The organism is Streptomyces sp. WG5 (genome assembly GCF_049974565.1).
In the GTDB taxonomy this organism is placed as follows: Bacteria; Actinomycetota; Actinomycetes; order Streptomycetales; family Streptomycetaceae; genus Streptomyces.
The window spans coordinates 127,637-151,276 of sequence record NZ_JBNGGC010000007.1; the positions used below are offsets into that span (position 1 = coordinate 127,637).

The following is a 23,640-nucleotide window of genomic DNA, read 5'->3' on the forward strand; positions in this document are numbered from 1 at the left end:
CTTCCGGCAAGCAAGGACACACTGTGAGTAATCTTTCCCGTCGCGCCTTCCTCGGGTTCGGCGCCCTGACCGCCGCGGGCATCTCCGGGCTGCTGACCGCCTGTTCCTCCCCGTCGGACGACGGGGGCGAGGGCGCGGGCGCGACGTTGCGCGCGGCCTTCGCCGGGGGCGGGTCGAGCGAGACGCTGAACTACCTCGTCGGACCGACCGCCCTCGACTTCGTCCGGGCACGGCTCGTCCACGCCCCCCTCGGGGCCATCGACGCAGGGCAGCCGGACGGCGTCGGCTACGGGATCCTGGAGACGATCGAGACCAGCGACGACCTCACCTCGTACACCCTGCGACTGCGTGATTCCGTCACCTTCACCGACGGATCCCCGGTGACCGCCGCCGACCTGCTCCACTCGCTGCGCGCGCCGGACGAGTTGGAGGGTCTGCCGTTCACCCGCCTCGTGGGGCGCAACTTCGACCTCGCCGCCGCCCGCGAGCTCGACCGGCGCACCCTCCGCCTGCCCACCGTCAGCCCGATCGCGGACGGACGCCTCCTGCTGTGCCAGAGCATGCTGGTCATCAAGGACGGCACCACCGAGTTCACCCCCGGGACGCCGTCCTGCGGGCCGTTCGTGATCGAGGCGTTCGAGCCGGGGCAGCAGACGCTGCTGCGCCGCAACCCCGACTACTACGGGGACGATGTGCACCTGGACGAGATCCACCTGTTGTCCATAGGCGACGCCGAGGCGCGGGTGAACGCGCTGCGGGGAGGACGCGCCGACTTCGTCAGCGGGGTGTCACCCTTCACCGCGCGCAGCCTGGAGAAGGACCGCGGGTTCACCGTGAGCGCCGGTGAGCCGCCGTACGTGTCCAACCTGCGGTTCGAGATGAACATGTCGCACGCGCCGTTCAAGGACGAGCGCGTGCGCCGGGCGTTCCGCCTGGCGATCGACCGTCAGGCCATCGTGGACACGGTGTACTTCGGCCGCGCCGAGATCGGCAACGACGTCCCGGCGATCGGCTTCCCCAGCTACGACGCCGGCCTGGAGCAGAGGTCCCACGACCCCGACGAGGCGAAGGCGCTGCTGCGCGAGGCGGGTCACGAGGGGATGTCGATCGAGCTGACCGCCGGCCCCGAACTGACCGGCATGGTCGAGACGGCCACACTGATGGTGGAGAACCTCCGGGCGATCGGGGTGAAGGCGAGCCTGAAGGAACTGCCGGCCGGGCAGCTCTACGCGGACTACGAGGCGTACCAGCGCCTCCCGTTCGCCGCCGGCTACAACCCGCCGGCGCCCTTCGAGGCCAACCACACGCCCGGGACCTTCCCGGACATCGACGCACTGGTGTCCACCGCTCGCAGCGCGCCGGCCGAGGGGGACCGGAAGAAGGCCTCCCACGAGGCGCAGCGCCTGTTGTGGGAGAAGGGGAACGAGATCGTCCCGGTGTTCGTCCCCACGGTGGACGCCCACACCGACAGGTTGAGCGGTGTGCGGGTTCAGCAGTTCCCCGACCTCTCGTCCGCCGAACTCGCTTCGGCGTGATCCGGTTCGGTGTGGTCCGCGGCGCGACGGCCGCCGCGATGCTGCTGCTGCTGTCGGCGGTGCTCTTCTTCTCGACCGAGGTGCTGCCCGGGGACGCGGCCGGAGTCGTCGCCGGCGCGGACGCCACCGACAGCGAACGGGCCGAGATCCGGGAGCGCATGGGTCTGGACCGGCCCGCCGCGGCACGCTACGTGACGTGGCTGGGCGACGCGCTGACCGGCGACCTCGGCCGCTCCTTCGCCGCCGGCCGGCCGGTCAGTGAGGTCCTCGCCTCGCGGTTCGGGAATTCGGTCGTTCTCGTCGGACTCGCGGTGGCCGGCATCGCCGCGCTCGCGGTGACCTTCGGGCTGCTCGCCGGTCTCCGGGCCGGCCGGCTTGAGGACCGGCTGCTGTCGTCGATGACGGTGGCACTGGTCGCGCTGCCGGAGTTCCTCCTGGCCACCGGTCTGGTCGTGGTGCTGGCCCACCGGGGAGGGATGTTCCCGGCGGTGTCGCTGTTCCCGCCGGGCGATGCCCCCTGGCAGCATCCGGACATGCTGGTGCTGCCCGTGACCGCACTGGTACTGGCGGGTCTCGGGGTGGCGACCCGGCTGGTCCGCGCCGCCGTGGTCAGCGCCGCGCAGAGCCCCGCGGTGGAGCAGGCCCGTCTGGACGGCGAGTCGGGGGTGCGGTTGGCGTGGTCCTATGTGCTCCCCGCAGCCGCCGCACCGGGCATCCAAGGGCTGGCCGTGATGGCGGCCGGGCTGCTCGGCGGCAGCCTGGTGGTCGAGACGCTGTTCAACTACCCCGGAGTGGGGAGCGAGTTGGCTCGCGCCGTCGCCTATCGGGACGTCGCGATGGTGCAGGGGCTCGGGCTGGTCCTGGCGGGAGCCGCCCTGCTGATCCTCTTCACGGGTGATCTGCTGGCCGGATGGCTGAACGTCCGCTCCCGCCCCGCGCCGAGGCGCCGGGCCGGACGGAGGGCGTCATGACACGCACGATTCTCAGGTGGCTCCTGCTGGCCGTCCCGGTCCTGACGACGGCGGCCGCACTGGCCGGACCGTGGCTTCCGCTGCCCTCACCGACCGAACGGGTCGGCGTCCCCTTCGAACCTCCCAGCTGGTCGCGGCCGTTGGGCACCGACATGCTGGGGCGCGACGCGCTGGCGAGGACCGCGCACGGCGGCCAGACCCTCGTACTGCAGGCGCTGGCCGCGACCGCGCTGGGCAGCATCGCCGGACTGACCATCGGCACCTGCGCCGGCCTGGCCCGGCGGGGCCCCCTCAAAGGCGTACTGCGCGTCGTGGACGGCCTGGCCGTCGTCCCTCCGCTCCTGATCATGCTGCTGGTCGCGGCGGGCAGACCCGGCAGTGAGTTCGCCGTACTCGTGGCCGTCACCCTGGTGAGCCTGCCGTTCTCCGTGCGTGTCATCGGCGCGGCCACCGCCCGGCTGGCCGAGCTGTCCTACGTACGCACCGCGCTGGCACGCGGAGACAGCAGGTTCGCTGTCATTCGGCACGACATCGTCCCGAACATCGCCTCCGAGGCGTGGGCCGAGGCCGGTCTTCGCTTCATCGCCGCCACTCAGCTCTGCGCGACAGCCGGATTCCTGGGCCTCGGCGCACCGGCGCCCGCCGCCAACTGGGGCCGGCTGGTACGGGAGAACGCGGTGGGCGCGGGAGCCCAGCCGTGGCCGGTGCTGGCTCCGGCCCTGCTGCTGATCACGCTCGCGCTCGGTATGACCCTGGCCGCGGACCGCCTCACATCTCCCGTCGGGCGGCCACGAAACGAACGGAACACCACGCGATGAACCTGGTGGAGGTCGCGCACCTGAGCCTGTCGTCCGCCGAGCGGACGGTGCTGTCGGACTGCTCGCTGACGATACGGCCGGGAGAGCGGGTCGGCCTGGTCGGCCGGTCGGGGTCGGGCAAGACGGCACTGGCACACGCCCTGCTCGGCTATACGAGGCAGGGACTGGTACGGGTCGGCGGCACGGTCCGGGTCGCCGACCACGACCCGTTCTCACCCGCCGGCGCACGGCGGGTGCGTGGGCGCCTGGCCGCGTACCTGCCGCAGGACTGCGCCAGCGCGCTCCCCGCCGAACATCGGGTCGGCTGGGTGCTGGACCGCGCGGCCCGCCGGTCCGGAGCGGGACGTGCGGAACTCACCTCCCTCCGCACGGACGCACTGGAGCGGATGGGGCTGCCCGCGGAGCTGGCGCGGGCGTTTCCCCACCAGATCTCCGGAGGCCAGGCCCAACGGGTCGCCCTCGCCGCGGCGCTGGCCCAAGGCGCCGAGCTGGTCGTCCTCGACGAGCCGACCAGCGGCCTGGACACGAGGGCGACGGAGAACCTGGTCCACCTCCTGACCACCGCCGCCGGCCATGCCGCGATGCTGGTGGTGAGCCATGACCTGGATGTGGTCGACCGCCTCACCCACCGCAGGATCGTCCTGTCCCGCGGCACGCTCACCGACGACGCCGTGGACGGCCTCGGCGGCGGTGCGCGGCCGGACGTTCCCCGGCGACGGGTGGCGGCGGTACCTGCTCCTCGTGCGCCGGAGGGGGAGACGTTCGTGCTGAGGGCCGAGGGTGTCCGGGGAGGGCCGGGCGCGGACCCCGTATTGCGGGGTGCGAGCCTGACACTGGGCGCCGGTGAGAGTGTGGCCGTCATGGGCGCCTCCGGAGCGGGCAAGACCACGCTGGCGCGGGCGCTGGCGGGCACGCTGGAACCGAGCGGTGGCCGTCTCTGGCTGGACGGAACACCACAGCCGTGGCCCGTGGCTGGGAGAACGGCCGCCGACCGGCTCCTGGTGGCCCATGTGGACCAGGACAGCCGTGCCGCGCTCAACCCGCGCGAGACCGTCGGCGCGGCCCTGGAGAGAGCACGACGGGCGGCCGTCCGCGGCGGTCTCGTCCCGCCCCCGGTCGCGGAACTCCTCAGCGCGGTCTCCCTTCCCCCGGGAGCCGCGGACCGTCGCCCCGGCGAGCTGAGCGGGGGAGAACGCCAGCGGGCGAACCTCGCACGGGCCGTCGCCGCCGGGCCCCGTGTGCTGCTGTGCGACGAGGTGACCGCGTCCCTGGACGGCGCCACCGAGCGGGAAGTGCTCGACATGCTGGCGAAGCTGCGGGAGGAACGGGGCCTTGCCGTACTCCTCATCACGCACAGCGCGGCCGTCGCCGCCACGGCGGGCCGACGCCTCGAGCTGGTGGACGGCACGCTCGTTGCCGACGACACGCAGCCGCGCCCGCCGGGGTCCCGGTGGGCGGCCGAACCCGGCCCGTCCGGGGCCCATGAGGAAGCCGTGCCGCAGGCGGACGACGCCTGAGGCGCGCTCGGGCGGTGCGTCGTACGCAACGGCGGCTCGTCCGCCACGGCAACCCGGTCGTCGGGCCGGCGGGGCGGTTCGCCGGCCGCCCCGCCGGTCTCCCACACCACAACGGCAGGAGGGCGTGCGGGCGGGCGCGGTTGCCGACCCGCACGCGACCCCGATCCGGGACCTCGGGGTCGCGTCGCGAGGTCGTTCGTCAGCTCCGCCGCGCCCAGCCACTCGTCGTGGAGCAGGTCACCTCTCGTTCAGCGTGATCGCCCTCGCGGGACACCGGTCCACCGCGTCGCGGACGCCGTCCAGCACCGCGGGCGGGGGTTCGGGTGTCCGGAGCACTACGAGCCCGTCGTCTCCGTCCTGGTCGAACACGGCCTCGGCGGACAGTACGCACTGTCCGGCACCTACGCAGACATCGCGGTCGACGGATACGCGCACCAGGTCTCCTTTCCCGCGGGGCCGGGCAGTGTCGGCCCGGGCAGTGTGGTGGGCGTCATCGGGCCTGCCCGTCCTCGAGTCGTGCCGTCTCCCGCAGCGCGTTCTTGTCCGTCTTCCCCACGGGGGTCAGGGGCATCCGCTCGATCACCTTCACCCGGTCCGGTGCCTTGTAGGCCGCCAGACCGCGTTCCCGCAGGAAGGAGGCGAGTTCCCGGGTTTTGGGCACCGGGCCCGTACACACGACGAAGGCCACGGAGCGTTCGCCGAGTTCGGGATCTGCCGCGGCCACGACTGCCACGGAGTCGATGCCGGGATGGGCGAGCAGGTGCTCCTCGACCTCCGTGGCGTCGATCTTCTCGCCGCCCCGGTTGATCTGCTCCTTGACGCGGCCGACCACACTGAGGTGCCCGGTGGGGAGCCGCCGGACGAGATCTCCGGTGCGGTAGAAGCCGTCCTCGGTGAAGTGGGTCCTCGCCAGTTCGGGGGAGCGGTAGTACCCGCGCAGCGTGTAAGGGCCTCGTGTCAGCAGCTCCCCGACCTGCCCGTCGGGAACGGGCGCACCGTCCCCGTCGACGACGAGGACTTCGTCGGCCGGTGAGACCGGGCGGCCCTGCGTGGAGCAGATGATCGCGCTCGGGTCGTCGAGCGCGGTCAGGTTGAGCAGTCCTTCCGCCATGCCGAACACCTGCTGCAGTCGGGCTCCGAGCGTGGGCTCGATGCGACGCGCGAGGTCGTCGGCCAGCCGCGCGGCACCCACCTGCAGGACGGCGAGGCTGGAGATGTCCGGCCGGCGTTCCTCGAACTCCCGCAGCCAGTAGGGGACCAGTGGTGGGTTGACGGCGGTGATGGTGACCCTCTCGCGCTCGATCAGCTCGAGGGCGGTGCCGGGGCTGGGACTGGGAGAGAGCACCACGGTCCCACCGGCGTGCAGCGTTCCCAGAACGCCGGGGCAGCTCATCGTGAAGTTGAAGGCGATCGGCAGGACGGCCAGGTAGACCGAGTCCTCGTCGAGCCGGCACACCTCGGCCGCGGCTCGCGCGTTGTAGGCGTAGTCCTGGTGTGTCCGCGGGATGAGCTTGGGCGTGCCGGTGGTGCCTCCGGACAGCAGGAGGAGTGCCAGGTCCCCGGCGTCGACGGCGGGTCCGGGGGACGCGACGGCGGGTGCCCGCGGATCGAGCAGCGTCTCGAAGGGGACGAAGCCGGTGTGGTCTCCCGTGTCGCCGACGACGATCGTGTGGCGCAGTGACGCGTGCTCGGCGCCGAGGTCCGCGGCCAGCGCGCGGTAGTCGAAGCGGGCGTGCCGGTCGGGGATCACGTAGGCGACCGCCTCGGTGATCCGGGCGAGGTGCGCGATCTCGTGGCGACGGTGTCCGGGCAGGGCGTGGACCGGCACGGCGCCGAGCCGCTGGAGCGCGAACCACAGCAGCACGAACTCGGCGCGGTTGGGCAGCTGCACGATGACCCGGTCGCCCCGGCGCAGTCCGAGACGGTGCAAGGACCGGTACAGGCCCTCGACTTCGGCCTTCAGTGCCGCGTAGGTCCAGCGGCGGTCTCCGTCGACCAGGGCCGTGGCCGTAGGACGTGCCGACGCCTGCCGGGCCGGGAGATCGCCGAAGGCCTCGTCCCGCCAGTAGCCGGCCTGTCGGTAGTGCCGTGCGGCCTCCGGTGGCCAGCCGGGCCAGTCCGGTCTGCCGGACAGCGCTCCCTGTACCGAGGTCGTTCCCATGTTTCTCCTCCGAGGCGTGGTGCGGATGTTGGTGGTGGTGCCCCACAGAGCCGCACATCTAGGCTAGGCTAAGTGAATATGATTGTCATTTGAATCACCGGGCGGTGTGGTGAGGGAGGAACTGGAACTCGTGAGCAAAGCGCCTACACCGGGGCAGGTGGAGGGGTCGCAGGTACTGGCGGCGGTGGCCGACGCCTTGGACGTCCCCCGCACGGAACTCGACCTCGACGCCGACCCGTTCGAGCTCGGGCTCGACTCCCTGGGACTCATCCGGCTCACCGCCGACTGGCGTCGTCAGGGCATCGGGGTCGGCTACGAGCAGCTCGCCGAGGCGGCGACGCTGCGGGATTGGCTGACACTCCTGAACGCCGCCCCGACGACAGCGGCGTCGGACGAGCCGGACACCTCCGAGCCGGTACGGGCCGACCCGCCCGCAGCGGACGCGGGGAGGCGGGAAGAGACCGAGCCGGACGGCGCCTTCCCCCTGGCCGTCATGCAGCACGCCTACTGGATCGGCCGTCAGGACGACCAGCCCCTCGGCGGTGTCGGAGCGCACTTCTACGCCGAACTCGACGGATCCGGCCTCGACCCCGAGCGCCTCGCCGACGCCGTGACCGAGCTGCGCCGACGACACGAGATGCTGCGCGTCACAGTCCTCGACGACGGACGGCAGCGCATCCTCGCCGAGCCCGCGCAGCCGGCGGTCACCGTGCACGACCTCACCCGCAAGCCGGCCGACGACTGCGCCGCGACGCTCGAACGGCTGCGGCAGCACTACACCCACCGACGCATGGACGTCGAGCGGGGCGAGGTGTTCGACGTCGCGCTCAGCCTGCTGCCCGACGGCCGGACCCGCCTCCACATCGACCTCGACATGGTCGGCGCGGACGCCGCCAGCATGCGCGTCCTCCTGGCGGACCTCCGGCACCTCTACGACGATCCGGACACCCCCCTGCCGGACATCGGCCACAGCTACCGGGACTACCTGCGGGAGAGCCGGGCGGACCGGAAGGCCGATGTCGCCTCGGCGCGCGACTGGTGGCGCGAACGCCTGGACGGACTGAGCGCTCCGCCTCAACTGCCCACGGTCATCGACCCGCTCAGCCCGGAATCCGCCGCACCCCGGTACCACCGCACCACTCGCCTGCACCACCACCTGACGTCCCGGCGCAAGCGCGTCCTGACCGAACGGGCCAGGCAGCACCGGCTGACCCCGACGGCGGTACTGGCCGCCGCGTTCGCCGAGGTGCTCGCGGCCTGGAGTGCCGAGCCGAGGTTCCTGCTCAACCTCCCCCTGTTCCACCGGGACCTGAGCCGGCCCGACACCGAACTGCTCATCGGCGACTTCAGCAGCTCCGTCCTGCTGGACGTCGACCTCACCGCCGGGCGGCCCTTCGCCGAGGCGGCAGGGGACATCCAGGCGGAACTGCGCCGGACCATCGCGCGCGGCTCCTACTCGGGCGTCGAGGTCCTGCGGGACCTCTCCCGCGCCGCGGGCGGCACGCCCGTCCTCGCGCCCGTCGTGTACACCAGCGCCCTCGGCCTCGGAGAGGTCTACGACAGCGCCGTGCGGCGCACCTTCGGCGAGCCGTGCTGGATCATCTCCCAGGGACCCCAGGTCTGGCTGGACGCGCAGGTCACCGAACTGGACGGCGGTCTCCTGCTCAACTGGGACGTCAGGGAGGACCTGTTCGCGCCCGGCGTGCCCGCCGCGGCCTTCGACGCCTACCGCAACCTGATCGAGACCCTGCTGGACGACGAGAAGGCGTGGGCCCGCACCGTGGGGGCCCAACTCCCCGCCGAACAGGCACGCGTCCGGGAGCGCGTCAACGACACCGACGCCCCCGAGGTGGCCCTGCGACTGCACGAGGGGTTCCACCGGGCCGCGTCCGCAGGGCCCGGACGGGTGGCGCTGATCGACGAAGCAGGCCGCGCCGTCACGTACCAGGAGCTGCGGGACCGGGCGGGACGCGTCACCGCGCTGCTCACCGACGCCGGTGTACGGCAAGGTGATTCGGTCGCGGTGCGCCTCACCCGGGGAGCCGGTCAGGTCGCGGCCGTACTCGGCGTGCTCGGGGCCGGCGCCACCTACGTTCCCGTCGGTGTGCACCAGCCCGCCCATCGCGCGGCCCGCGTCCTGGAGGCCGCCAAGGCGGTGGCGGTGCTGACCGACGCGTCCGACACGCCGGAACTGCCCGTCCCGGCCGACGGCACCCCGCCCCGCGTGCTCGCCCTCGACGCGGCCGACGCCATGCGGCCCGCGGCTCCGGTGCTGGACCAGCCCGTCTCGTCGGTCGCCTACACGATCTTCACCTCCGGGTCCACGGGGGTCCCCAAGGGGGTGGACGTCTCCCACGGCGCCGCGATGAACACCCTGGCCGCGATCAACGCGCGCTTCGGGGTGCGGGCGTCCGACCGGGGACTCGCCCTGGCCGAACTGGACTTCGACATGGCGGTCTACGACCTGTTCGGGCCGCTGTCGGCGGGCGGCTCGGTCGTCCTGGTCGACGAGGCGGCCCAGCGCGACCCGCAGCACTGGATCGCACTGATGCGTGAGCACCGGGTCACGCTCGTCAACTGCGTCCCCGCCCTCCTCGACATGACCCTCACCGCCGCCGAGGCCGACCCCGAGGGCCTGGGCGACACGCTGCGGCTCGTGCTGCTCGGCGGTGACTGGGTGGGCATGGACCTGCCCGGACGACTCCGTGCCCTGGTACCCGAGGCGCGGTTCGTCGCGCTGGGCGGCATGACCGAAGCCGCGGTGCACTCGACGGTCTTCGAGGTCGACGAGGTCGACCCGGACTGGGCCTCCGTCCCCTGGGGCGTCCCGCTGCCCAACATGCGGGCCCGGGTGGTCGACGCACGGGGCAGGGACTGCCCGGACTGGGTGCCGGGAGAGCTGTGGATGAGCGGCGCCGGTCTGGCCGACGGCTACCGCGGCGACCCCGACCGCACCGCCGAGAAGTTCGTCCAGTACGAGGGCAGGCGCTGGTACCGCACCGGGGACCGGGCCCGGTACCGCTCCGACGGCGTACTGGAGTTCCTCGGGCGGGTGGACCACCAGGTCAAGCTGCGCGGCCACCGCATCGAACTCGGCGAAGTGGAAGCCGCGGCCGCCGGCCGGCCCGACGTCTCCGGCAGCGTGGCCCTGGTGACCGGCCGGCCACCGCACCTGGCCCTCGTCGCCGCGGGCACCCCGACGGCGAAACCCACCGTGACCGACCTGCGGAACACTCTCGCGGCGCTGCTTCCCGCGTACATGGTTCCCTCGCGCATCGAGGTCGTCGACGCCCTTCCCCTGACGGCCAACGGGAAGCCCGACCGCAGGAAAGCGGCGACGCTGGTGGAAACCGGAGCGCCGGTCTCCGGGCCCGGAGGCGGCGAGCCGCCCCGGGGCTGGGCGGAAACCACCCTCGCCGAGGTCTGGTCCGAACTCCTCGGCGCCCGCGCCATCGGACGCGACGACGACTTCTTCGCACTCGGCGGGGACTCCCTGCTGGCCACCCAAGTGATCGCCGCGCTGCGTCGACGCGATGTCGGCGGGGCCCGTGTCGCTCCGCTCTTCACCCGCCCCAGGCTGGCCGACTACGCCACGACCCTCACCCGGCAGGAACACCGCGCCAGGACCCTCGGCCCCGGCGACATCGCCCACCGGCACGACCCGTTTCCCCCCACCGACGTGCAGCGCGCCTTCTGGATCGGCCGCGACGACCGGTTGCCGCTCGGGGGCGTGGGCACCTACCACTACAGCGAGTTCGACGGCGTCGACGTTGACCTGGCCCGCGTCGAACGCGCCTGGCGGACACTGATCCAGCGGCACGAGATGCTGCGCGCGGTCTTCGACGACGAGGGCCGGCAGCGGATCCTGCGCGACGTGCCCCGCTTCACCGTCCCGGTCACCGAGGTCGGCACCGAGCACGAGGCACCCGCCGTGCTGGAAAGACTGCGCGCCGAGTCCTCCCACCGTCGCCTGGACATCACCCGGTGGCCCCTGTTCGACATCCGGGCCGTGCGCTACCCCAGCGAGGGCCGGACCCGGACCCGGCTGGCCGTCGGACTGGACTACATCGTCCTCGACGGAGCCTCGATCATGGCTCTCTACGCCGAACTGGACGCGCTCCACGCCGACCCGGACACCGAACTGCCCGCCATCGACGTCTCCTTCCGGGACTACGTGCTCGACGTCGCACCGGAGAAGGACGCCGTCGACACGGCCCGCGCGTACTGGCTGCGCAGGCTGGACGACCTGCCGCCCGCCCCCGAGCTGCCACTCGCCGGCGACCCGGCCGCGGTGGCCCGGCCCTGGTTCACCCGCCGCAGCCGGCCCCTGGCGGCCGACCGGTGGGAGACGCTGAGGGAGCGGGCCCGGCAGCAGGGGCTGACGCCCTCGGTGGTCCTGCTGATCTGCTACGTGGAGGTCCTGGCGGCCTGGAGCGACCAGGACGGTGTCACCGTCAACCTGACCCTGTTCAACAGGCTGCCGGTACACCCCCACATCGACCGCCTCGTCGGCGACTTCACCTCGGTGTCGCTCATCGGCCACAAACCCCGGCCCGGCGAGAGCTGGCTCGAAGCCGCACACCGGCTCCAGCAGGTCATGGGCGAGGACCTGGACCACAGGGAAGCGTCCGCGATCTGGCTCATGCAGGAGCTCGCCCGGCGCACGGGCACGGTGGAGGCCGCCATGCCCGTGGTCTTCAGCAGCACCGTGGGCGTGGGAGACCGGGAGACCAAGGACCTGAGCGGAGCCTTCCCGGCCAAGGTCTTCGGCATCACCCAGACACCACAGGTCATGCTCGACAACCAGGTCACGGAATCCGCGGGCGGCATCCTGGTGAGCTGGGACGCCATCGAGGAACTGTTCCGCCCCGGCGTACTGGACGCCATGTTCGACTCCTACTGCCGCATGCTCGACCGGCTGGCCGACGAGCCCTGGGAACACGGGCCGCTTCCCGCCGCGTTGCCCGCCGAGCAGCAGCGAGCACGGGAGCGGATCACCGGCGCCCCCGCCCCCGCCACCGCCGGCCTCCTGCACGAGGACGTACTCGGCCGGGCCGCGTCCGACCCCGACCGCACGGCACTCCTCATGCCGGACGGCAGCACCCTCACCTACGGCCGGCTCGCGCAGCGCGCCGGCCTGATGGCGGGAGGGCTGGCCCACCACGGCGTCCGCCCCGGCGACACGGTGGCGCTCCTGCTGCCCGGCGGAGCCGACCAGGTCGTCGCGGCTCTCGGGACCCTGGCCGCGGGCGCGGCCTACCTGCCGCTGCCCCCCGGGCCTGCCGCCGACGCGGCCGAGCACTGCGAGGCGGCCGGGGCGGTCCTCCTCGTCACCGACACCCCCGGCGCGGGCACCGGCGGAGTGCGGACGACCACCTTCGCCGACGTCATGGCGCCGGCCGCCGCGGCCGAACCCTTCCGCGGCGACCCCCGCACCCCCGCCTACGTCCGCCTGACCGAGCACGGCCCCCTGGCCTTCAGCCACGCCGCGGTGCGGGGGACGCTGGCAGACCTCCGGGCGCGGTACTCGGTGGGGGAGGAGGACCGGGGCATCGCACTGTCCGCACCGCACACGGTGCGCTCGGTCTTCGACGTCCTCGGCCTGCTCAGCGCCGGCGCGGCACTCGTGCTGCCCGGCCCCGCCGACCGTGCCGACCCCGCCGCGCTGGCGCGGCTCTCGGCCCGACACGGTGTCACGGTGTGGAACGGCACACCGCACCTGCTGGACCGGCTCCTCACCGAGGCCGGCCCCCGCCTCCCCGACCGGCTCCGCCTGACCATCGTCTCGGACGGCCGAGCGGGCCACGACCTGCCGCGCAGACTGCGCGAGTCGGCGAGCCGGGAATGCCGGTTCGTCTCCCTCAGCACCGTGCCCGGAACCGCCCTGTGGTCCCTCGTGCACGAGCCGTCCGCGGCGGACTCCGCCGACGGCACGCCCATGCCGGCGGGCCTGCCGCCGGCCGGTCTGCGGCACCGCGTGGTCGACGCCGCCGGGCGGGACCGCCCGGACTGGGTCGGCGGTGAACTGTGGATCAGCGACCCGGGGTTCATCGAGCGGCCCGGACACGCACACCCGGGCCGAGTCGTCGAACGGGACGGGACACGCTGGTACCGCACCGGAAGGCAGGCGCGCCACCGGCCGGACGGAACACTCGACCTGGTCGGACGCTCCGGGCGCCCGACCAGGATCGGCGGCCGACGCGTCGTACCGGACGACGTCGAGACAGCCCTCGAAACACACCCCGGGATCGCCCGCGCGGTGGTCCTCGTCACCGGAGACGGCGACGACCGAAGGCTGCACGCGGTGATCGTCCCGGTCGGCGACCGGCCGACGGGCATCCCCGAGCACCTGGAGAAGCTCCTGCCGGCGCACGCCACACCCGGTCGCTACACGTTCGTCGACACGCTCGACCAGGTGCCCGTCACCGACGACGGAGACATCGACCGGACCGCCCTCGCCGTCTCCGTGGCCTCGGAGAACGAGGCCGGAGGTCCGCCGAAGAGCGAGGTCGAGCTCCGTATCGCGGCCGTCTGGTCGGACCTCCTCGGCGCCGAAGTACCCGACCGCGACGCCAACTTCTTCAGCGAAGGCGGCGACAGTCTCACAGCGCTGCGCCTGGTCGGAGCCGTCAACGAGGCCTTCGGCACGGACGTACCCGTGCGCGCCTTCCTGGCGGCGTCCACCCTGGCGGACCTGGCGGCGCGAATCGAAAGCATGCAGGTCACTGCCCTGTCCGAAGAGAGTGGAGAGATATGAAAGCGCAGGACATCGTCGCGGAGCTGGAACGGCACGGCATCCGGCTCTGGGAGGAGGACGGCAAGCTGCGCTTCCGCGCCCCTCAGGGAGCGCTCACCGAGGAGCGGCGCGCACTGCTGCGTTCGCGGCGGGACGACGTGCTGGCCCACCTGACCGAACGGGCGGAAGCCACCCGCCTGACTCCCGAACCCGACGCCGCACACCAGCCGTTCCCGCTGACCGACATCCAGGCCGCCTACCTGGTCGGCCGCGGCAGCGCCTACGGCTACGGCGGCGTCGCCTGCCACGTCTACACCGAACTCGCCTACCCCGCCGAGACCGACCCGGACGGGCTCAACGACGCCTGGTGGGCGATCGTGCGACGGCACGACATGCTGCGCGCCGTCGTGCACCCGGACGGCTCCCAGGAGGTGCTGCCCACCATCCCCGAGACGGCCATCCCCGTCCAGGACATGAGGGGAGCCCCGGAGGAGGACGTGGACCGCCGGGTGAGGGAGATCCGCGACGAGCTGGCCGCACGCGTGCCCCCGACCGACCGGCCGCCGCTCTTCGAACTGCGGATGACCCGCTGTGACGACGCGCTGCTGCTGCACCTCTCCATCGACCAGCTCATCGTGGACTACGCCAGCCTCCTGCTCGTCCTCGCCGAGCTGGAGGACGTGTACCACGGCCGGCGACTGGCGCCGCTGAACGCCCGGTTCCGTGACTACGTGCTGGCCCGGCGCCGGCAGACGCTCACCAGCGAGTACAACCGGCACCGCGACTACTGGCTGCGGCGCCTCCCCGACCTGCCCGCCGCCCCCGAGCTGCCGTTGGCGGCGGACTCCTCGGCCCCCGGCCCCTTCCGCCGGTACGAGACCGTGATGGGCGCCGAGCAGCGCAAGGCGTTCGAGGCCAACGCCGCGGCGCGGCAGATCCCCATGTCCGCCGCGGCCCTGACGGCCTTCGCCGAAGTGATCGGCCGGTGGAGCCGCAACCCCGAGTTCATGCTCAACCTCCCCACCTTCACCCGGCTCCCCCTGCACGAGGACGTCGACCGGCTGGTGGGCGACTTCACCTCCGTCGAACTCCTCGCCGTGGACCTGCGAGCGCGGCAGACCTTCGCCGAACGCGTCCGCACCCTGAGCACGAACCTGCTGGAGGACCTGGCCCACTCGCTGTTCACGGGCAGCCAGGTGCTGACCGAGATGGCCCGGCTCCGCGAGGCGCAGACGCTCCTCATGCCGGTCGTGTTCACGAGCACCCTCGGCTCGGCCACCATGAGGCAGCCGGACGCCGTGGTCCGGCACGCCCAGACGCAGACACCGCAGGTCTGGATCGACTGCCAGGTGATGGAGCGCGGCGACGGCCTCGCGCTGAGCTGGGACGTACGGGAAGGCGTCCTCGCGGCGGGTACCGCCGACGAGCTGTTCGACGCCTTCACCACTCTCATGCACCGCCTCGCCGAGGACCCCGGCAGCTGGTCCGAACCCGCGGAGATCGATCTCCCCGAACACACCCGCGCGGTACGGGCCCGCGTGAATGACACCGGTGCGCCGGCACCCCGTGCCCTGCTGCACGAGGCCGTGCTCGCCACCGCACGCCGTACCCCGGACCGCGTGGCCGTCGTCGACCAGGACCGTGAGGTCACCTACCGGGAGCTGGTCGCGCGGGCCGCCGGCGTCGCCCGGGCCCTGGCGGCGGCGGACGTCGTCCCGGGACAGATCGTGGCGATCACGATGGACAAGGGCTGGGAACAGGCGGCCGGCGTGCTCGGCGCGCTCATGGCCGGTGCCGCCTACCTGCCGCTGGACACCACGCAGCCGCCCCGGCGACGCGAGGCGATCCTGGCCGACGCCAAGGCACGGGCCGTGCTCACACAGTCCTGGCTCACCGACGACGGCGACCGGCCGGACGGCGTCCCGGTCATCGCGGTGGACGCCCTCCCCGACAGCGAGACCCCCGCGGCCGCGACCCCGGCCGACCCCGACTCCCTGGCCTACGTCATCTACACCTCGGGTTCGACGGGCGCGCCGAAGGGCGTGATGATCAGCCATGCCGCCGCGCTGAACACCATCACCGACATCAACCGCCGGTTCGCGGTCACCGAGGACGACCGGGTCTTCGCCCTCGCCCAACTCGGCTTCGACCTGTCCGTCTACGACCTGTTCGGCCCGCTGTCCGTGGGGGCGACCGTGGTCATGCCCCACCCCGAACGCCGGGGCGACCCGTCCAGCTGGGCGGAGACGGTCGGGCGGGAGCACGTCACCGTCTGGAACTCGGTGCCCGGGCAGCTCCAGATGCTCCACGACTACCTGCGGACCGACGATCCGCCGCTGCCCTCCCTCCGGCTCATGATGCTCTCCGGGGACTGGATCCCCGTCGGCCTCCCGGCGGCGATACGGCGCTGGGCCCCCGCGGCCGAGGTCCACAGCCTGGGCGGCGCCACCGAGGCGTCCATCTGGTCCATCCACCACCCGGTCTCCGGGACCGACCCCTCCTGGCGCAGCATCCCGTACGGCACACCACTGGCCAACCAGACCTTCCACGTCCTCGACTCGGCCCTGCGGCCCCGCCCCGACCTGGTGACCGGCGACCTGTACATCGGCGGAATCGGCCTGGCCCAGGGGTACTTCGGCGACGCGGAGCGCACCGCGGCCGCCTTCGTCCAGCACCCGGTCACCGGCGAGCGGCTCTACCGCACCGGCGACCTCGGGCGCTACCACCCGGACGGAGTCATCGAGTTCCAGGGCCGGGTGGACACCCAGGTGAAGATCCGCGGCTACCGGATCGAGCTCGGTGAGATCCAGGCGGCCGTCGAATCCCTCCCGTCCGTCGGCGCGGCGGCCGTGGTCGTCGCGGGCGGTCGCGGCGACGCCGGCCGGGCGACAACCCCCCGTACGCTCGCCGCCTTCGTCGAACCCGCCCACCTCGGCGAACCGCTGCCGGTGCCGGCCTCCCTCCAGGACGTCTTCGAGCGGGCCGGGCAGGAAGCGGCCACGGGCGTCGACCTGCCCGCGCTCGCGGCCTTCCGCACGGCACTGAACGCCGCGGCCCTGTCCTCCATGTGCCAGACGCTCGCCCCCGCCTTCGCCGGGCAGGCGCCCCGCACGGCGGCCCAGGTCTGCGAGGCCCTGGACGTCGCCCCGGCCCACCACCGCCTGGTCCGCCGCTGGCTGCGGGGTCTGGTGGCGGCAGGCAGGCTCACGGAGGACACCGGCGGCTACCGGGACCTGTCCGTCCCCGCCCCCGGCGCCACCGAGCGGGCATGGGAGCAGGCGGCCGCACTCGAACGCGAGGCGGCCTGGAGCCCCGAACTGTTCGCCGTCGTCCGCGACTGCGCGGGCACCCTGCCGTCCCTGCTCACCGGTCGGGCCGACCCGGCGGACCTGCCGTTCTCCGGCACCTCGGCCGACGCGCTCGACGCCGCCTACAAGGACAACCCGGCGGCCCACGCCCTGCACCAGGTGCTGGTGGCCGGCGTCACGGAGATCGTCCGTGACCATCCGAAGGGCACACCGCTGCGGCTGATGGAGGTCGGCCTGCGCGGCGGCGGCGCCGTCACCGATCTCGTACCCGCCCTGAAGGACGCCGACTTCGACTACCTGGCCACCGACTCCTCCCCTCGCCACCGCTCCCCGGTCGAACAGCGTTTCGCCGACGATCCGCGGGTCAGGTGCGCCGCCTTCGACCCGGCGCAGGACCCCCGCGAGCAGGGCCTCCTGCCCCACTCCGTGGATGTGCTGGTCTGCGTCGGAGTGCTCGACAACGTCCCGGACGTCGAGCTGGCCCTGGCCCGGCTGAGGTCACTGGTCACGGCGGGCGGTTGGCTCGTCCTGCTGCAGAACGCCGGAGACGACGACCACGCCCTGCGGATCTCCACCGAGTTCCTCCCCGAGCACGCGGGGCCGTTCGCCGACGTCCGTGCGGCGGGCGAGCAGTCCTTCCTGACCGCGCAGCAGTGGACCGCCCTGCTCGGCGACCAGGACGGCCGCATCGCCGCCGAGTTCCCCGCCGCACCGGAGGAGGCCGCCGCATACGGCCAACGGCTGTACTTCGCGCGGCCCAAGCCCACGCGGGCGCCGGTCTCGGTGGCGGAGCTGAGCAGCGGCTGCGCGGAGCTGCTGCCCGAGTACTCGGTGCCGACCCGGTGGCAGATCCTCGACCGGCTGCCGAAGACCGCGAACGGCAAACTGGACCGCGGAAGGCTCGAGACCTGGGCCGCGCAGACCGACCGGCAGGCCGAAGCGCCCACCTCGAGCCGGCCCCGGGACGAACTGGAACGCGCCATCGCGGCCCTGTGGGCCGAGTTGCTGCAGCTGGACGAGGTCGGCCGCGACGACGACCTGTTCGACCTCGGCGGGGACTCCCTGCTCGTGGCACGCATCGTCGGCAGGCTCAGGGACGGCCTCGACGGCCTGGACGGCCTGGAGTGGGACCTGGAGTGGGAGGTCGTCCTCCGCCACCTGCTGCGCCGGCCCACGGTCGCCGGACTGGCCGACTACCTCCGTGACGTCTCGGCGGAGCAGCAGACCGAGGGGGCCGAGGCCTCCCCGGTCGTCACGCTGACCGAGGCACCGCCGTCCCGACCGGTGACCGTACTGGTGCACGCCGGCACGGGCACGCTCCTTCCCTACCGGCCGCTCATCACCGAGATCCGTGGGAAGACGGACGGCCGCAACGGACTGGTCGGCCTGGAGATCCCGGAGCTGGACACGTTCCTCAACGCCGACCCGAACGGGCTGATCGACCGGCTCGCCGCGCGGTACGCACGCGCCCTGCTCGATGCCGGACACACGTCCTTCGACGTCGTCGGCTACTGCGTGGGCGGCGTCATCGCGACGGAGGTGGCGCGCGGGCTGGCGGAGGCCGGCGCCGAGGTGCGCAGCCTGACCGTCATCAGCAGCCACAGCCCGACCTTCCGCATCGACGACGAGCTGCTCTCGGAGTACTCCTTCGCCCTGATGATGGGCATGGACCTCGCGCACATCGGGTTCCCGGCGGACTCGGACCGGGTGGGCGCCGCGGTCGGCGCCGTACTCGAGCGCTCGCCCGACGCGATCGTCGACGGGGCGCTGGCCGACCTCGACGGCGAGTACGCGGACATAGCGGAGGCGTTCGCCAAGCTCGAGTCGCTGCCGCGCATGGGCCGCGTCACCCGGATGTGCGAGGCGCTGCCTCCCGCCCTGGAGGGCACCTACCAGCCGGAAGGACTGCTGCGTGCCCTGCGGACCTACCAGCAGAGCACGTACGCGCTGAGCAGGCACCGGGCCGAACCGTACGCGGGAGACATCTCCTTCCTCCGGCACAACGGCGCGTACCCCTTCCCCGGCAGCGCGGACACCATCACCGACCACTGGGCGAAGATCTGCCTGGGCGAGCTGACGAGCCGGGAGATCCCGGGCGAGCACTTCACCTGCATGACCGGTGACAACGTGCCGACCGTCTTCGGTCACCTGCGTGACATCGTCGAAGGGATGGAAGCGTGATCGGCGTCCTGGGAGCGTCCGGAGCGGTGGGGCGCCACGCCGCGGCGGCACTGGCGCGATCGGGTGACGGCCCGTTGCGTCTCGGCGCGCGCAGGCCCGAGGCGATCGGTGTCGGGGCGGACCGGTCGAAGGCGGAGATCCGCGCGGTGGACGCGCTGGACGCCGCCTCGCTCGCCGAGTTCTGTGCCGGGTGCCGAGTGGTCGTGAACTGCGCCGGGCCCAGCTACCTGCTGAAGGACTCGGTGGCCAGGGCCGCCCTCGCAGCGGGCGCCGACTACGTCGACGTCCTCGGCGACGACCCGGTGCGCGAGGCGCTGACAGCCGCCGGCGCCGTGCCGGCCGGCCGCACCGTCGTCCTGTCGGCCGGCACCGTGCCCGGCCTCTCCCTCCTGGTCCACCGGCGGCTGACGGAACTGGCCGGTCAGGACGGGTCGCCCGCGACGCGCCTGGTCGCCTACGCCGGAGGACTGGAACGCGCCACCGCGACCGTCGCCGCCGACATCCTGCTCTCCCTGGATGTCGGCGGCGCCGACGGCGAGCCCTACGGGCATCCCCTGGCGGCCTGGCGCAACGGCCGGCGGGTCCCGCGCGCGTTGCGCGTGGACGAGGACGCGGAGGTGCCGCACTTCCCGCAACGCGTCGCCGTGCAGCCGCTGCTGACCGCGGAGTGGGAACGCGGCGCGCGGGCCACCGGGCTGGCCGAGGCCGAGTGGTACAACGTCTTCCCGGGCAGTCAGGTGCGGGCCCTGTTCACCGCGCTCCCGACCCTGCCCGTCGACACGCCCCGGCAGCGGGAGGAGCTGGTCCAGCGCATCATCCGGGCGGGCGAGATCGACCTGGCGGGCGCAGAGCCCTACTACCGCCTGGTCCTCACCCTGTCGGGACCGGAGCGGAGCCGGACCGCCGTCGTGCGCACGGACGACAGCTACCGGCTGACCGGAGCCGTCGCGGCCCACACCGTCCGTGCCCTCGACGCCGGCCGTGTCCGCCCCGGTCTGCACTTCGCGGGAGACGTCCTGGAGCCCGCCGGAGCGATCGACGCACTGACCCGCACCGGCGCGGCGGACTTCTCGGTCTACGAGGGCGACGGCCGCAGCGGTGCGCGGGCGGGCGACGAGTTCGAGGACGGTGAACTGTGACCGCGTACCCCGGCCGGCCGCTGCGGACGGTGGTGGCCGGCACCAACTTCGGCAGGTTCTACGTCGATGCCGTACGAGAGCACCCGGACTTCGAGCTGACCGGCATCCTCGCCAGGGGAAGCGGCCACTCCCGAGCCCTCGCCGAGAGGCTCGGCGTGCCCTGCTACGCCGGCACCGACGAACTGCCGGACGACATCGACGTGGCCTGCGTCGTCGTTCCCTCGGCCGTGATGGGAGGTTCCGGAACCGAACTGAGCCAGGCGCTCCTGCACCGGGGCGTGCATGTGCTCCAGGAGCACCCGCTGCATCCGGACGAGCTGTCGGAGACCCTGCGCATCGCCAGGAAACGGGGCCTGCAGTACCGGGTCAACACCCACTACGTCCACGTGGAGCCCGTGCGCGTCTTCCTCGAGGCCGCACGCCGGCTGCGCGACAGACAGCGGGTGCTGTACGTCGACGCGGCGTCCCCCGTGCACGTACTGGCCCCGCTGATCGACATCCTGGGCCGGGCGCTCGGCGGACTGCGCCCGTGGCAGCTCGGGGACGTCGCGGCCGTAGGAAGCGACGTGCTCGCCACGTCCGACGGACGGGCGCCGGTGCGGACCCTGCACGGAGCCCTGGCCGGGGTGCCCCTCACGCTGCGCGTACAGAACGAGATCCACCCGGGGGACCGGGACAACCACGCGCTGTTCTGGCATCGCGTGGCCCTCGCCACCGAGGGCGGTGTGCTGACGCTCGCGGACACCCACGGACCGGTCCTCTGGCATCCTCGGATGCACTCGCCGCGCGATGACGGGCACCGGCTGGTCTTCAGGTCCGGGCCCGGCGCGGAGTGGCTGAGGCTGCCGACGAGTTCCGTCGTCGGTGACGCGTCGCAGGAGCAGCACAGCTTCGACGAGGTCTTCTCCCGCCTGTGGCCGTCGGCGGTGAGCGATGCGCTCGGTCAGTTGCGCGACGCGATCCGGGAGGGTGCGGACGTCCTGCGTACCGCGCAGCACGACCTGGCCGTCTTCCGGGTCTGGCGGGACCTGATGGCCGGCCTCGGGCCCCCGGAGCTGATCCGCCCGCCCGCACCCACTCCGCTGGCCGTGGCCGACCTGACCGATGCTGCCGGCACGGGCACGGGCACCGGCTCGGGCTCGGGGAAGCGCCGTGGGCGCGGGCCCGTCCAGGGCGGCACGTCACCCGCGCCCGCCGCGCCGGAGCCGACCGGTGCCGAGGGCGATGCCCCCGGCACCGGATACACCCGGCCGGCCGAGTTCTTCGACCTCGGGGCCCGGGAACACACGGACCGGACCGGCCCCGCGGTGGTCGCCTCGCTCGCGGGCATCGACCCGAAAGCCGGCCCGCTGCTCGACATCGGGGCGGGCAGCGGCCTGGTGACCCGTCAGATAGCCGCCGCTTTCCCGGATTGCCGGATCCTCGCGGCCGAGCCCTCCGCGGGCATGCGCGCGGTCCTCACCAGCCGGCTCGCGGACGACCCCGGGATCGGGCAGCGGGTGACGGTGCTGCCCGACGCCGCGAACGACCTGGTGCTGCCCGACCGGATCTGCGGCGCGGTCGCCTGCGGGATGCTCGGACACCTGGATCCCCCCGGGCGCCGTGCGCTGCTGCGGGACCTGGCCGGCCGGCTCGCGCCGGGCGCACCGCTCGTCGTGGAACTGATGGGCCTGTACACCCCGGTGTCGATGCCGGCGACCCGGTTGCGCCAGGCAAGCCTCGGCGGCCTGCGCTACGAGTGGTGGATGGCCGGCGAGCCCGCCGGTGAGCAGCTGATGCGACTGGAGACGACCTGGCGCGTCTTCGACGGCACGGAGCTGGTGCGAGAGGTGCGCGACGCCTACCACTGGCACACGGTGACCCTGACACAGATCGCGCAGGAGGCGGGGCTGGCACTCGAGACCCCGCCACCGCCCCACGGAGCGGCCGTTCCGCACCTGGGCGTGCTGCGCGGTGCGGAACGGCCGGTGGTCACCAGCTGACGAGTACCTGTTCCGGCCCGAAGGCGATGCCTTCGTGCCGGAACCGGACCGTGTGCAGGGGAGCCGCTGGGCGAAGCGTGGGAATCCGGTCCAGGAGGGTGCTGATCGCGGTTACCAGTTCCAGCCGGGCGACATTCTGGCCGACGCATTGGTGAATGCCGTAGCTGAACGCGACATGCTGTTTTCCTTGGCGCTCGAAATCAATCTTCTCGGGCGCTTCGAAGACGCTTTCATCATGATTTGCTGAAGCCAATAGCGGAATGATGCCATCGCCCTTCGGAATCACATGCTCGCCGAGCCGGATGTCCTCGGTGGCGGTGCGCAGGGCGATTGAGTCACCGACCGAAAGGACTCGGAGGAGTTCTTCGACGGCGGCCGGGAACTTGGTGTGGTCCGCGCGCAGCTCCGCGATCAGTTCCGGATTCTCCAGCAGGGCCAGCACGCTCAGCGCGATCTGGTTCGTCGTGGTCTCCCAGCCGGCCACCACGAGGATCGCGATGGTGGTGACGAGCTCCTCACGGCTCACCTCGCCGGTGCGCAGCCGCTCGGTGATCAGCCTGCTGAGCAGGTCGTCCCCGAGATCCCTCTCGCGGTCCGCGATGATCCCGTCCACCACGGAGGACAGGGCGCCGATGCCCTCGGCCGCCCCCTGCGCGGTGCTGCCGCCACCGCCGAAGACCTGGGAACCCAGCGTCCCCGTGACGCGCCGGAACCACGGATCGGCGCGTCGCACCCCGATGAGTTCGCACATGACCGTGCTGGACACGGTGTGGGCGAAGTGGGTGACCAGGTCGACCGGAGGGCCGCCGGCGAGCAGTTCATCGATGCGCTCGTCGACGATGCGCTGGATGTCCCGGCGCATGCGGCGTGCCTTGCGGACGGTCATCTCGGCGAGCAGCATCCGGCGGAACCGCGTGTGCTCGGGCGGGTCCATCCTGATGAACGGCCTGGTCCGGGCCCCCACCTCCTGCTCGCCCTCGACGAGTGCGGGGAAGTTCGGGTGGCGGATGTCGGCGCTGACCCGGGGGTCGGCCAGTACCGCGCGGACCTCCTGGTAGCCCGTCACGACCCAGGCCCGGCGGCCGGTCGGCAGGGTCACCCGGGTCGCCGGTCCCTGCTTGCGGAGCTCCGCGTATTTCCCCGGAGGGGAGAACGGGCATCCGCGGACCATCGGAAAGGCGTCGGAAGCGGCTTCGGTCGCTTCGGTTTCAGTCATGGCTGTCGAATCCTTCGTACGGAGATATCGCTAGGCTAGCCATTGCTTCCTTGGATTGCTATGGAAAAGTAGCGTA

The 23,640-nt window shown here is 72.8% G+C and carries 11 protein-coding genes; 8 read left to right on the forward strand and 3 right to left on the reverse strand.

Annotated features, from left to right (window positions below; all coding sequences use genetic code 11):
• Window positions 1-23 precede the first annotated feature (23 nt).
• The 4 genes from ACP4IX_RS09440 to ACP4IX_RS09455 are packed head-to-tail and all read left to right on the forward strand — an operon-like array spanning window position 24 to window position 4,841.
• Entirely contained in the window at window positions 24-1,535 is a 1,512-nt protein-coding gene (locus ACP4IX_RS09440; RefSeq protein ID WP_426518188.1) for an ABC transporter substrate-binding protein, read from the forward strand.
• Entirely contained in the window at window positions 1,532-2,506 is a 975-nt protein-coding gene (locus ACP4IX_RS09445) for an ABC transporter permease (protein ID WP_426518186.1), read from the forward strand. The genes ACP4IX_RS09440 and ACP4IX_RS09445 overlap by 4 nt, the downstream gene beginning before the upstream one ends.
• Window positions 2,503-3,324 carry an ABC transporter permease gene (locus ACP4IX_RS09450; RefSeq protein WP_426555237.1) on the forward strand — a complete coding sequence of 274 codons (822 nt, stop codon included), beginning with the start codon at window positions 2,503-2,505 and terminating at the stop codon, window positions 3,322-3,324. Before ACP4IX_RS09445 ends, ACP4IX_RS09450 begins: the two co-directional genes overlap by 4 nt.
• Complete coding sequence (locus tag ACP4IX_RS09455; protein WP_426555238.1) at window positions 3,321-4,841, forward strand: ABC transporter ATP-binding protein; 1,521 nt, start codon at window positions 3,321-3,323, stop codon at window positions 4,839-4,841. Before ACP4IX_RS09450 ends, ACP4IX_RS09455 begins: the two co-directional genes overlap by 4 nt.
• A 237-nt stretch (window positions 4,842-5,078) precedes the next feature.
• Here ACP4IX_RS09455 and ACP4IX_RS09460 read toward each other — a convergent pair whose 3' ends face one another.
• Both ACP4IX_RS09460 and ACP4IX_RS09465 read right to left on the reverse strand, forming a co-directional pair.
• A complete protein-coding gene (locus ACP4IX_RS09460) occupies window positions 5,079-5,276 on the reverse strand; it encodes a ferredoxin (RefSeq protein ID WP_426555239.1) in 198 nt (65 codons plus the stop codon).
• Window positions 5,277-5,331: 55 nt separating this feature from the next.
• On the reverse strand, window positions 5,332-7,002 hold the full coding sequence (locus ACP4IX_RS09465) for a (2,3-dihydroxybenzoyl)adenylate synthase (protein WP_426555240.1): 1,671 nt from the start codon (window positions 7,000-7,002) through the stop codon (window positions 5,332-5,334).
• A 130-nt stretch (window positions 7,003-7,132) separates the two neighbouring features.
• Between ACP4IX_RS09465 and ACP4IX_RS09470 the strand changes: the two genes are divergently transcribed.
• Genes ACP4IX_RS09470 through ACP4IX_RS09485 form a run of 4 tightly spaced genes read left to right on the forward strand, consistent with a single transcriptional unit; the run spans window position 7,133 to window position 22,348 of the window.
• Window positions 7,133-13,759: an amino acid adenylation domain-containing protein gene (locus tag ACP4IX_RS09470; RefSeq protein ID WP_426555241.1), complete on the forward strand. Its 6,627-nt coding sequence runs from the start codon at window positions 7,133-7,135 to the stop codon at window positions 13,757-13,759.
• A complete protein-coding gene (locus tag ACP4IX_RS09475; protein ID WP_426555242.1) occupies window positions 13,756-19,227 on the forward strand; it encodes an amino acid adenylation domain-containing protein in 5,472 nt (1,823 codons plus the stop codon). The genes ACP4IX_RS09470 and ACP4IX_RS09475 overlap by 4 nt, the downstream gene beginning before the upstream one ends.
• Window positions 19,224-20,366 carry a saccharopine dehydrogenase NADP-binding domain-containing protein gene (locus ACP4IX_RS09480; RefSeq protein ID WP_426518172.1) on the forward strand — a complete coding sequence of 381 codons (1,143 nt, stop codon included), beginning with the start codon at window positions 19,224-19,226 and terminating at the stop codon, window positions 20,364-20,366. The genes ACP4IX_RS09475 and ACP4IX_RS09480 overlap by 4 nt, the downstream gene beginning before the upstream one ends.
• Window positions 20,363-22,348 (forward strand): Gfo/Idh/MocA family oxidoreductase, encoded by a 1,986-nt coding sequence (locus ACP4IX_RS09485; protein ID WP_426555243.1) that lies wholly within the window; start codon window positions 20,363-20,365, stop codon window positions 22,346-22,348. The genes ACP4IX_RS09480 and ACP4IX_RS09485 overlap by 4 nt, the downstream gene beginning before the upstream one ends.
• On the opposite strand, the gene ACP4IX_RS09490 is transcribed toward ACP4IX_RS09485, so the two are convergent.
• The gene (locus ACP4IX_RS09490) at window positions 22,338-23,564 is read right to left on the reverse strand and encodes a cytochrome P450 (RefSeq protein WP_426518168.1); all 1,227 of its coding nucleotides are present in this window, start codon (window positions 23,562-23,564) and stop codon (window positions 22,338-22,340) included. The genes ACP4IX_RS09485 and ACP4IX_RS09490 overlap by 11 nt on opposite strands.
• Window positions 23,565-23,640 lie beyond the last annotated feature (76 nt).